Annotated in this window: 9 protein-coding genes; 3 read left to right on the forward strand and 6 right to left on the reverse strand. The window is 42.7% G+C overall.

Features of this window, described 5'->3' with window-relative positions; genetic code table 11:
• Window positions 1-96 precede the first annotated feature (96 nt).
• Entirely contained in the window at window positions 97-1,320 is a 1,224-nt protein-coding gene (locus F3J02_RS11155) for an MFS transporter (RefSeq protein WP_167249302.1), read from the forward strand.
• 49 nt (window positions 1,321-1,369) lie between these two features.
• Here F3J02_RS11155 and F3J02_RS11160 read toward each other — a convergent pair whose 3' ends face one another.
• The 5 genes from F3J02_RS11160 to F3J02_RS11180 all read right to left on the reverse strand — a co-directional run bounded on the left by F3J02_RS11160 (window position 1,370) and on the right by F3J02_RS11180 (window position 5,838).
• Window positions 1,370-1,651, reverse strand: a complete 282-nt coding sequence (locus tag F3J02_RS11160; RefSeq protein ID WP_167249304.1) for a hypothetical protein — start codon at window positions 1,649-1,651, stop codon at window positions 1,370-1,372.
• Between the two features lie 12 nt (window positions 1,652-1,663).
• Window positions 1,664-2,542: a copper resistance D family protein gene (locus F3J02_RS11165; RefSeq protein ID WP_171526099.1), complete on the reverse strand. Its 879-nt coding sequence runs from the start codon at window positions 2,540-2,542 to the stop codon at window positions 1,664-1,666.
• A gap of 77 nt (window positions 2,543-2,619) precedes the next feature.
• On the reverse strand, window positions 2,620-2,994 hold the full coding sequence (locus F3J02_RS11170) for a copper resistance CopC family protein (RefSeq protein WP_167249306.1): 375 nt from the start codon (window positions 2,992-2,994) through the stop codon (window positions 2,620-2,622).
• A 118-nt stretch (window positions 2,995-3,112) separates the two neighbouring features.
• Window positions 3,113-4,300, reverse strand: coding sequence for a TCR/Tet family MFS transporter (locus F3J02_RS11175; protein WP_167249308.1), 1,188 nt, complete (start codon window positions 4,298-4,300; stop codon window positions 3,113-3,115).
• A gap of 314 nt (window positions 4,301-4,614) precedes the next feature.
• A complete protein-coding gene (locus F3J02_RS11180) occupies window positions 4,615-5,838 on the reverse strand; it encodes an MFS transporter (RefSeq protein ID WP_167249310.1) in 1,224 nt (407 codons plus the stop codon).
• Between the two features lie 150 nt (window positions 5,839-5,988).
• Here F3J02_RS11180 and F3J02_RS11185 point away from each other — a divergent pair, with 150 nt between their 5' ends.
• Together F3J02_RS11185 and F3J02_RS11190 are read left to right on the forward strand one after the other, a co-directional pair.
• The gene (locus tag F3J02_RS11185; protein ID WP_167249312.1) at window positions 5,989-6,765 is read left to right on the forward strand and encodes an AraC family transcriptional regulator; all 777 of its coding nucleotides are present in this window, start codon (window positions 5,989-5,991) and stop codon (window positions 6,763-6,765) included.
• Window positions 6,766-6,864: 99 nt separating this feature from the next.
• Window positions 6,865-8,013: a winged helix-turn-helix domain-containing protein gene (locus tag F3J02_RS11190; protein ID WP_167249314.1), complete on the forward strand. Its 1,149-nt coding sequence runs from the start codon at window positions 6,865-6,867 to the stop codon at window positions 8,011-8,013.
• 57 nt (window positions 8,014-8,070) lie between these two features.
• On the opposite strand, the gene F3J02_RS11195 is transcribed toward F3J02_RS11190, so the two are convergent.
• On the reverse strand, window positions 8,071-11,538 hold the full coding sequence (locus F3J02_RS11195; RefSeq protein ID WP_167249317.1) for an indolepyruvate ferredoxin oxidoreductase family protein: 3,468 nt from the start codon (window positions 11,536-11,538) through the stop codon (window positions 8,071-8,073).
• Between the last annotated feature and the right edge of the window lie 152 nt (window positions 11,539-11,690).

Genomic DNA, 11,690 nt, shown 5'->3' on the forward strand with positions numbered 1-11,690 from the left:
GTATTCTCGGAACAGGTAGATCAGACTAGTTGCATTTTAAAACTAGATCGCTTATGGTTCAACTGGTTTTAATTTGAAACTAGTTTGGATTCGTATATGAATATTCCCTGTGCGTCCTCTTTATCCAAAAATGAAAAGCATCTTTTAATGCAATCAAAAAAATTACCGACCAGTTTGGTGTGGTTGTTTGCAATTGCGAGTGGGCTCAGTGTCGCCAATGTTTATTATGCACAACCATTGCTTGATGCAATTGCAACGGATTTGGCAATCAGTTATGCCGCTGTTGGCAGTGTCATTCTCGTAACTCAAATTGGCTGTGCGATCGCTTTATTGTTGTTAGTTCCATTGGGGGATCGAGTCGATCGCAGAGGTTTAATGCTATTACAACTATTTGGACTGGCGCTTGCATTAACTGCTGTGAGTATCACTCAAACTACTCTGGGATTATTTGCAAGTATGTTTGCTGTTGGTATGTTAGGGACTGCCATGACGCAGGGACTGATTGCTTATACTGCAAGTGTTGCTGAATCCCATGAACGAGGTTATGTGGTAGGTACTGCACAAAGCGGTGTGTTTATTGGATTGCTGTTAGCACGTGTTTTTGCGGGGGGCGTAAGCGATTTAGCGGGATGGAGGAGTGTATATTTTTGTGCTGCAGCACTGATGTTAATGATTGCATTACCACTTTGGAAATCCCTACCAGTACGATCCAATACACTAAATACGCTGGGTTATCCTCACTTAATTTTGTCGATGTTGACTTTGCTTTATCAAAATAAGCTATTACAAATACGCGGAATATTGGCATTGCTAATGTTTGCAGTATTTAATATTTTTTGGAGTGCATTGGCATTATTGTTGAGTTCACCTCCTTATCAATATTCCCATACAGCGATTGGTGCATTTGGTTTGGTTGGTGTACTGGGTGCATTAATGGCTACAAAAGCTGGTCAATGGGCAGATCAAGGCTTTGCGCAAAGAACCAGTGCTTTTGCGCTGGTTGTCATCTTGTTATCTTGGTTGGCATTCACTCAAATTGAATATTCAATTGTGGCATTAATCATCGGTATTTTATTACTTGATCTAGGTGGACAAGCATTACACGTCACCAATCAAAGTATGATCTTACAAACTGGACATGACAATCAAAGCCGCTTAATTGGACTGTATATGTTGTTCTATGCCGCAGGCAGTGGATTGGGGGCGATCAGTACCACTATGGTTTATGCCAAAGCAGGATGGTATGGCGTTTGCCTGCTGGGTGCCTGTGGAAGTCTCATCGCATTCTTGTTTTGGTGGCGAACGAGAAATCTTAAATAGAATAGAGTGTGACTCGGCACAATCTATTCTTACTGATGGTGTTTGGTGATTATTTAAAACGATTTTGTTGGATCAATGAAGATTTGTATTGTGGATGACTGGGCAAGATCAGTTGAGCTAAAGCTTTATTTTGTGTGCTGTCTGCTTTGGTCTGTTGTTTGGTTTTGGCATGATGATTTGCAAGGTTAGCAGTCCCTTTTTGATCGTGTTGATGGTCTGTGATGTTACGTAGTTCTAGCTCATTTAAACGATGCATTTTTTGGTAATTATTGGGTTCAACGGCCCAAAGTAGTGGACTAGCAAAGAACCAAAATACTAAATGATATTTCATATATTTTGTCCCTTACTCGATTCCAACGACTGTCGTAATGTAGGCAGTTGTCATTAAAATCATCAAGCCGAGTGTCATTTCAAACAGGATGGCATAACCCAACTGTTTCGAAAATTTAGGTTGTTGCAAGCGAGGGGTAAAGTACCATTTATTGAATGCAGCCAGTAGTAAAATACTGACAACCAATAAAAGTTTAAGGATAAAACCTTGTCCGTAGGGTGTCGCGATTAAATCGTTGATATCCTTAAACAGGAGTAAGGCAATGCTTAGACCACATGCAATTAAAATCGCCACAACAAAGGTCGCAATGCGTCCAAATAAATGCATAGACTCTTTTAACGGTAGTCCACTTATGCTGTGGCTAGTTCTCCATAATGGGTACAAAGATCCCATCCAAACAGACATTAACAGGACATGCACTGTCAATAAAATCTGAGCAAAAAAGGTCAGGTTCGTGACATGACCCAATTGAGAAAAACTATAAGTGATTAGGAATATAGAAATCGCCCCAAAGATCTTTTCAAAGATACTAACTCGAATGTTTTTTTGATTGAGCTTAAAGATGAGTAATAACAGAATCAGTGCAAAGCTGAAGATTCGAATGAAGTGAGTATGTCCTGTAGCAGTATTAATTATAATATTGATATAGGTCCAATTAAACATGCCCAGTAGACCTGTATTAGAAAAGCTACCAATTAAAAGTAAAAAGGCCAATACGCTTGAAAGCAATCCTAAAACTGCACCCAATGTCATATATTGGATTAAGCTGCTTTTGATTGCGCTATAACGGGCTAAGAGGAAGTGACAGAAAGCGCCGCCAATGACCATGGCAGTACCTAGATAGAGACTGATTTTGTTGAACCAAGCGGCAAACATCCAATATTCAGACATTATTTTTATTCCTTATCTAAATAACTTGCCAACGGATTATGTTGGCAATTTATTCATCTATTTTAATGAGTTGAGGTTTATTTCATGGTGAAGCTATATTCACCATTCATGTTATGTCCATCTTTACCCATGGTGCTCCATAACACGCTATATTTGCCTTGTTTCAATGTCGGTAGAGCAACATCAAATGTTTTCTTCAGGTCATGACTAACCTTGTAATTCAATGGAAGTTCTCGACGCTGTTCATCTAAAACTTGAATTTTCATTAACATGACCTCTTCACCAAAATTAAGACTTAGTTTTTTGGGTTGTGTTGAAACAGTCGTATTTGCTGCTGGTGTAGCACTAATTAAACTAACGTGTGCAAAGGCTGTGGTGGATGTCGCAATTACCATCGTCGTGCCGATTAGAATATTGCATAGAGCAGTTTTACTGTCTTGGAAAAAACGCATTTCTTGTCCTCTTTGAAGCATGATGTATTAGAGATGATGTGCAAGACAGCATCAGGTTTCATCGTTTATTATCAAAGATATATCGAGACATCTGAGCGACAAGCAAATTACGTTTTTGTCATTTAGATGCTGAAAGACTTGGCTTTATGCTACGAAGCACGATAGGTAGGGATAGGATGTAAATCATGACCACGCTTAACCAGATTGCACCTGGCCAGTCGGACTGGAATTGTAAATACAAGGTTGAGAACAATAACGGTGCAAACATTGAAGCCAAACTAATAGTCGATGTAATAATGCCTTGAAATTGACCTTGCTGTTCAGGCGAGACTTTTTGTGAAGCTAAGGCTTGTAAAGAGGGTGTACCAATACTGCCGAGGGCAAAAATTGGCATGATGGTAAAAATCATCCAGCCTTGTTGAGCAAAGGCCATAACCCCTAATGCGATACAACTACAGCTGATACCAATCAAGATTGTATTTCGATTACCGAAGTATTTTGAGGCATGCTGAGGAATAAAAGCCTGAACCAACATTTGGCATAAACCAAACATTCCCAAAGAAAGACCAATCCAAATGCCATTCCATTGAAAGGCGGCATGTCCCCATAAAGCCCAGCAAACTGAATATGCTTCACCTGTGGCACTGAAGATAAAAAAGGTGGCAATTAAGGGCAGAACATTTGGGATCGACCGAAGCGAAGCAAAGATTTTAAATGGATTGAGTGTTGCTACAGACTTTTTAGAGAGATCTGCTGTTTTCGATTCAACTAAGACCCAGTAAGCCACTAAAAAATTAAGTGCTGTCAGTATGGCTGCAACGAGGAAGGGAAGTCTGAGCCAATATTCACCAAGCAAACCACCTAGGACTGGCCCAATGATAAAACCAGTACCGAACATCGCACTGATTAAGCCAAAGTATTTTGCGCGTTGCTCAGGTTTTGAGATATCTACCAGATAAGCAGAAGCAACAGACATATTGGCACTGCTCATGCCAGCAATGATTCGCCCGATCAATAGCAGTATGATGCTATGTGAAAAGGTCAAGAACAGATAATTCACGGCTGAACCTGCCAGTGACAGCAGCAGAATTGGGCGCCGTCCAAACTTATCACTTAATGCACCGAGAATGGGGGAAAAGATAAATTGCATAGCGGCATAGAGACTACCGAGCAGACCGATGTACAGCGCAGTTTGGTGATTATGGGTAATATCTTGAAGTAAAGCGGGTAAAATTGGAAAAATAAGCCCGATTCCGATTGCGTCTAAAGCAATGGTCGAAAAAATAATAAATAGAGAGCGATTCATAAAGCGTCCTATCGAAAAAGCAGGCACAGAAATACTGTGAGAACCTGTTAACGATGCCTGATAACAACTCAAGCCCTGATGAACGCTGACCGAATCTTAAAGATAGGGATATGTGTTGATGCATTCTTTTATAAAATCAAAAAAGACATCAATTTTTCGCGGTTTTTTTATCGTAACAATGGAAATGAATGGATTTAACAATCCACTCATTTGTTGAAAATTTTAGCACTAAAAATATCAAGGGTACAAGATTGTATGAAGATTAAGCAGATACGCTGTGGTAGTTGTACATCGCATATCTGCTGAGGAAATAATTATTTTTTGGTATTCGGTAAAAATGCAGTCATAAAACCTAATAATGGTAGGAAAGAGCAGAGTTTATATACCCAGACAATCCCATGCGTATCGGCTAAATGACCAAGACCTGCTGCGCCAATTCCACCAATACCAAACATCAGACCAAACATCAGACCCGCAACCATTCCGACACGGCCAGGTACCGCTTCTTGTGCATAGACCACCAAGGCAGAAAATGCTGAAGACATCACTAAACCAATAATAATGACCAATATTGCTGTGCCAGTTAAGCCGACATAAGGCAACATCAGCGCAAATGGGGCAATACCCAAGAATGACACCCAAATAACTGCTTTACGTCCAATCCGGTCTCCAACTGGACCTCCAGCAAAAGTACCCAGTGCTACTGCACCTAAAAATATAAATAGATACAGCTGAGAGGTTTGAATGGAAACATTAAAGCGTTCGATTAGATAGAAAGTAAAATAATTGGTAATGGCAGCGATATAGATAAATTTGGCAAACATTAAAACACAGATCACGGCCATTGCCTGAATCACTTGTTTACGGGTCAAGCTCGATATCGCCTTTTGACTGGCAGCGCGTTGTACAGGTGCTTGTTTGACTAACCATTTGGTGACACGTAATAAAACAAATATGGCTAAGGCAGCAACCAAAACAAATAAGCCTATTGCCCCTTGTCCATTGGGAATAATGACAGCCGCAGCCATTAATGGACCGATCGCAGAACCCGTATTACCACCAACCTGAAACATGGATTGGGCTGTACCAAAACGCCCACCTGAGGCTGTACGTGCGATACGAGAGGCTTCAGGGTGGAAGGTCGATGAGCCAACCCCAATCAAGGCGGCAGCAAAGAGTAAACTTTGAAAACTGCCTGCAATTGCCATTAATCCAATACCGATGAGTGTCGCAACCATGCCTGCGGGCAGCAAATAGGGCTTTGGATGTTTATCGGTATAGAGACCAATCCATGGTTGTAACAAGGATGCCGTAATCTGATAAACCAAGGCAATCCAGCCAATTTCAGCAAAACTTAATGAAAACTCGGCTTTTAGCATTGGATAACTTGCAGTCACCACAGCTTGAATCGAATCATTTAATAGATGGGCAAACGCAACTGCGCCGACAACGCGTAATACGAACTTTTGGGGTTGATCATTTGGTGGGAATTGCGCTTGTGGAAATGCATTTTCAAGAGTGCCTGTATTGCTTGCCATGATTGCTCCAACACGTTGTATCAGCTTAAATGGTGATGCTGAAAGAGGTTTGTTTTTCAGTGCGTTTATCCTAAACTGAACAGAAATCGGCCCACAATCATATTTGGGACAGATAGTATCGAGTTCAGGCCATTTTCAGGGATGAAGGCAATGCGCAATATTCAGGTCAATGATTTTCAGGATGTACCGCGTAATGTGATGGCAACGGGCAATGACTATCCAGATGGTCATCTGTTGCCGAGTCATCGCCATAACAGAGGTCAATGTCTATATGCCATTACAGGCGTACTTACGGTGATCACCCATACGGGAAGCTGGGTGGTTCCACCGAAACGTGCGCTTTGGATTCCAGCTGGGATTGACCATGAAGTGCATATGGGTGGAATCACTAAAACACGCAGTGCCTATATTCTTCCAGAAGCGGCAATGCAGGCAGATTTACCGATGCACTGCGCAGTGATCAATGTCTCTCCCTTATTACATGAACTATTGTCGACAGCAGTTGATCTCCCCGCTGAATATGACTTTGGAGGAAGAGATGATTATTTAATGCGATTAATCATTGAAGAAATTGCACTCATGCCAGAGCTGCCATTAAATGCCCCCTTACCTCAAGAGCCTCGTTTAGCTGCGCTATGCCTGCAATTATTAAAAGCACCGAGCTTAGATTTTGATCTGGATAAAATTGCAGCACAGGTCGGGATGAGTCGTCGTAATTTCACCCGAATTTTTAGGCAACAAACGGGGATGAGTTTTAGCAATTGGCGACAACAGGCCTGCTTACTCAATGCGTTGACTCGAATGGAATTGGGGCAATCTATTACCAGTGTAGCCATGGAACTGGGTTATAGCAGCAGTAGTGCTTTTACTGCTGCTTTTAGACGTTCTTTGGGCGCTGCTCCACGTTTTTATTTACAAGGAAAATAATTAAGAAACCCACACTCCTGTGCTAATTTAGCTGTATTAACAATTTTTATTCTGCATCTATTTATCTCGATGGCTGCAAAAAATAGACATGATAAGATTATGATTTCATTATTAAAACGCTTAGCTTTATCGCAGCAAGGTTTAGAAAAAAATAATAGCTTTGGTGAGGGTATATCTGGAACCCAGAAGGCCATTGAGCATCTCGGTTATGTGCAAATTGATACCATTTCCGTTGTGGAGCGTGCCCATCATCATGTGCTGTGGAGTCGGGTACCGGATTATCAATTGTCTCATCTAAATCAACTGGTAAAAGAGAAACAGATTTTTGAACACTGGGCACATGCAGCCTCTTATTTACCAATGCAAGATTATCGCTATGCCATGCCATTAATGAATGCAATTCGTAATGGAGAAAGCCGTTATTTCAGGGGTGATCAGAAACTGATGGATGAGATTCTGGTGCAGGTGAAAGCAGAGGGCAGCATACGGCTCAGACATATGGAGAAAGGTAAGCGGGAAGGATCAGCAGGTTGGTGGAACGCTGGACCAAGTCGCAAGGCGCTTGAGCAGTTGTTTATGCAAGGCGATTTAATGATCTGTGAGCGTAATGGCATGGAAAAAGTCTATGATCTGACTGAACGTTGCATACCGCAAGGCATTGATTTAAGCACGCCAACATTACAGGAATATGCGCAGTATTTATTAAAGACCACCATACGCGCGCACGGTGTATTTACCTGGAAGCAACTGCTGCATTTGAAAACCAATAAGGATTTACGTGAAATCATGCGTAAATTACTCGATGAGCAGATTGATGCTGGTGTGTTCCAAGTTTTCAAACTTGAGAATGGACAAACTGTTTATGTTGCCAGTGCGGTGTTGGAGGATGAACCAACGATCGCTGCTGAGGTAAAAATATTGTCTCCATTCGATAATCTGGTCATTCATCGAGAGCGCTTAAGTAGCTTGTTTGGATTTGATTACCGCATTGAATGTTATGTACCAGCCGCGAAACGGCAATATGGTTATTTTTGCTTACCACTGCTTTATGCTGATCGTTTGGTGGGCCGCATCGATTGTAAAGTGCATCGCAGCGAAAAAAGATTAGAAGTGATCAGTTTGCATTTAGAAGATCCCAATATGCAGGATCGCGATGAATTTTTGCAGGCATTAGAGCTTGAATTGCATCGTTTTGTTCAATTTAATCAAAGTACAGTACTCGATTGGGATAGAAACAAATTGGGATGAGCTCTGACTGAGCGATCTTTTGTATTGGATCGGCTCAGCCAGCGGTTGAATGAATCATTAAGGTTTATTGATAAGCTTGCTTGAAAGTTCATCCCAGCGTTGGTTTGCACCTTGCATGGCTTGCATTTTGATATGCCCAAAGCCACGGACTTCAGCAGGTAGTTCAGCTATCTGTTCAGCAACAGCCAGATTATAGCTGTTTGGTGATGAGATCAGAGTTTCAACAAAGGCGATGTAGCGATCACGCCATGCATGCTCATGTTGACGTTCTTGTTGACGTGCAAATGGATCAAAGAAACTTTCGCGCAGCCATTGTAAACGAGCAAGTAACATCATTGGAAAACGCATCCAATAACCGAAGATACGTTTACGTACATTGGTCCCCAGTGTCGGTGGAGCGAGATGATAGGATAAACGTACACCAAGACCAAATTGCGATTCAATGGACTTCTTAAAGTTAGTGCCTGTCAGTAAACGTGCAACTTCATATTCATCTTTATACGCCATAACACGATACAGTTGAGTGGCTATGGTTTTTGCCAGTGCTTCAGGTAGTAATTTAGCAACCTGTTCCAACAACATACGATATTGATTGGCATAGGCTTCATTCCAATAGTCTTGCAAACGTATTGTGCGATCATGGATCAGTTCAGCCAGTGTTTGCGGTGCATTACTTTTTGGCAAGCTGTCGAGTAAACGGGTAATTAGGCTCGGATCACTGGCAAGGTGACATCCAATACGGAAGGCTTCAAGGTTTTTATCAATTGCCGTACCATTCAGTTGAATCGCTTTTTCAATACTTTCACGTAACAGTGGAATTTGTCCTGATTGCCATGCCATCCCTAAGAGCAGTTGATTGGCATAGATCGCATCACCTAGAACCTGTGTTGCGATTCGTGCAGCAGGTAAGGAGAGCAGATTTTCTTTGTGGACACGGCCACGCAGACGATCAATTAAATCATGAATCGGTGCATACCAGTCACGTTTGTTAATAAAGTCAGAGGTGGGTGAACCATCTTCATTGACAATGACCATCGCATCTTGTTTTAAGCGTGATAGCGCAGCTTTGCTACCCGCCACAATGGCATCGGCACCAATCAATAGATCACATTGATGTTCAGGGATTTTGGTCGATGAAATTTGTGCATCGTCTGCGGCAATTTGAATATAGGAATAAACCGTACCGCCTTTTTGCGCCAGTCCAGCCATGTCCATCACACGGGTTGCTTTACCTTCCAGATGTGCAGCCATCCCCAGTAAAGCCCCAACGGTGACCACACCTGTACCGCCAACGCCACCGACCATAATACGATTTGGTGTATCAATCAGTTGAGGAATCAAAGGACGTTCAGGCCAACCTGTCGCAAAACCTTCAAATTTTGCGGGACGTTTCATATCACGGGTATGCACGGTGACAAAGCTTGGGCAGAAACCTTCAACACAGGTGAAATCTTTATTACAGCTGCTTTGGTTAATCTGACGTTTGGTGCCCAAAGCGGTTTCTACAGGCTCAATCGACAGGCAATTTGATTTTTTAGAACAATCACCACAACTTTCACAGATATCACTATTGATATAGAGGCGTTCAGCAGGATCTGGGTAAGCATCACGTTTACGGCGACGACGTTTTTCGCTGGCGCAGGTTTGCACATAGATTAAAGCGGTCACACCAGAAATATCACGTAACTCACGTTGCACGGCATCGAGGTCATTGCGATGACGGATTTCGACATGCGGTGCAAGGTGTTCTTCAGCATGGATCAACTCAGGCTCATCGGTCACAATGACCTGTTTTTGAATGCCTTCTGCATCCAGCTGGCGGGTCAGTTGCGCGACACTTAAATGTCCATCGACATGCTGACCACCGGTCATGGCAACCGCATCGTTATAGAGGATTTTATAGGTGATATTGATATTGGCAGCAATGGCTTGTCGAATCGCCAAATAGCCTGAGTGGAAATAGGTACCATCACCAAGATTGGCAAAAATATGCTTTTCATTGGTAAAGTGCGAGGCACCCGCCCAACTCACTCCTTCACCACCCATTTGCGAGAAGGTTTCGGTGCCGCGATCCAGTGACACTGCAATATAGTGGCAACCGATGCCGCCTAGTGCACGACTGCCTTCTGGTACGACGGTTGAGGTATTGTGTGGACAACCGCTACAGAAATACGGTTTACGCTCGGCCAAATCCAGTACGCGGCGTGATTCTTGCTCAGCTTTATGCAGTAAATCAACACGACTCTGGATTTGCTGTCTTAAGCTTTCAGGCAAATCCAACTGTAAAAATCGTGCTGCCAGCATTTTGGCAATCGGTTCTGGTTGGAACTCGTAATGCCCAATCAGCGGTGCTTCTTCAAATGAGGTACTCCATTCACCTTTACCATGGATCGCTTTGCCGATCACATGTGGACGTTGCTCATCAGGCAGAGAATATAATTCATCTTTAATTTGTGCTTCCAGAATCGGACGTTTTTCTTCGACCACAATCAGTTCTTGTAAACCCTCAGCAAATTCACGTAGACCTTGTGGTTCCAAAGGCCAGATTAAACCGACTTGATAGACCCGCAGACCAAGTTGTTGCGCTGTTTCATTTTCAATGCTGAGAATGCGCAAGGCTTCAATCGTATCCAGATAACCTTTACCACTGGCAGCAATGCCGACACGGGCATGCTCACATGGCCATGTAATCTGATTCAGTTGATTGGCGCGGGCATAGGCCAATACTGCAGGTAAGCGATATTGATACAGCCGTTGTTCTTGTTGGATGCCATGATCTGGCCAGCGTATATGGATGCCGTCGGCAGGCAACTCGATTTCAGGTAAAACAGGTGTGACACGATCTAGATCGACAATGACTGAAGCCGAAGTCTCAACAATTTCACTGACCAGTTTCATTGAGGTCCAAACCCCAGCAAAACGTGACATGGCAATGGCATGCACACCCAAATCGAGAATATGTTGAACTGAAGTTGGATAGAAAATTGGAATGCCACAACCCATCATCACATGTTCGGATTGATGAGGAACGGTAGACGATTTACAGGAATGGTCATCACCAAACAGGGCAACTACGCCACTATGTTTGGCAGTTCCTGCAAGGTTGGCATGGCGGAGTACATCACCTGAGCGGTCTACACCTGGGCCTTTACCATACCACCATGCGCTCACACCATCATACTTGCCTTGACCTGCAAGATTGGCTTGTTGCGTGCCCCAAATGGCAGTCGCTGCAAGGTCTTCATTGATACCAGGTTGAAAGACGACATGATGATCTTTGAGTATGCCTCCAATTTGCCAAAGGAAATTATCATAATTCCCAACAGGGGAACCGCGATAACCTGAAATAAAACCGGCAGTGTGCAACCCGTTCAATTCATCACGGCGAGTCTGTGCTAGAGGTAACCGAACCAGTGCTTGTATGCCTGTCATGTAGGCTGAACCGTGATCACTGATATATTTATCGTCCAGTGATACATCTTTAGTAGCGATCATTTTTGGAGTAACTTTTGTCGCTATATTCATTTATGTCTCCTTAGAATTGTGTGTAGTTTTGACTACTTTCTTTTTTCAACATCCGGTTGAATATTTGGAGTAAGTACATATTTTAAAAAGATTGATCAGCGGCGTTCGCTAAAAAAAACTGCTCAATCAATGTACATATTTGTCATTGTGGT

The organism is Acinetobacter sp. Tr-809 (assembly GCF_011753255.1).
In the GTDB taxonomy this organism is placed as follows: domain Bacteria; phylum Pseudomonadota; class Gammaproteobacteria; order Pseudomonadales; family Moraxellaceae; genus Acinetobacter.

Bases quoted from the DNA above. Each gene is read 5' to 3' on its own strand.
- F3J02_RS11155 (WP_167249302.1), top strand. From the start codon at position 97: ATGAATATTCCCTGTGCGTCCTCTTTATCCAAAAATGAAAAGCATCTT.
- F3J02_RS11160 (WP_167249304.1), bottom strand. From the start codon at position 1,651: ATGAAATATCATTTAGTATTTTGGTTCTTTGCTAGTCCACTACTTTGG.
- F3J02_RS11165 (WP_171526099.1), bottom strand. From the start codon at position 2,542: ATGTCTGAATATTGGATGTTTGCCGCTTGGTTCAACAAAATCAGTCTC.
- F3J02_RS11170 (WP_167249306.1), bottom strand. From the start codon at position 2,994: ATGCGTTTTTTCCAAGACAGTAAAACTGCTCTATGCAATATTCTAATC.
- F3J02_RS11175 (WP_167249308.1), bottom strand. From the start codon at position 4,300: ATGAATCGCTCTCTATTTATTATTTTTTCGACCATTGCTTTAGACGCA.
- F3J02_RS11180 (WP_167249310.1), bottom strand. From the start codon at position 5,838: ATGGCAAGCAATACAGGCACTCTTGAAAATGCATTTCCACAAGCGCAA.
- F3J02_RS11185 (WP_167249312.1), top strand. From the start codon at position 5,989: ATGCGCAATATTCAGGTCAATGATTTTCAGGATGTACCGCGTAATGTG.
- F3J02_RS11190 (WP_167249314.1), top strand. From the start codon at position 6,865: ATGATTTCATTATTAAAACGCTTAGCTTTATCGCAGCAAGGTTTAGAA.
- F3J02_RS11195 (WP_167249317.1), bottom strand. From the start codon at position 11,538: ATGAATATAGCGACAAAAGTTACTCCAAAAATGATCGCTACTAAAGAT.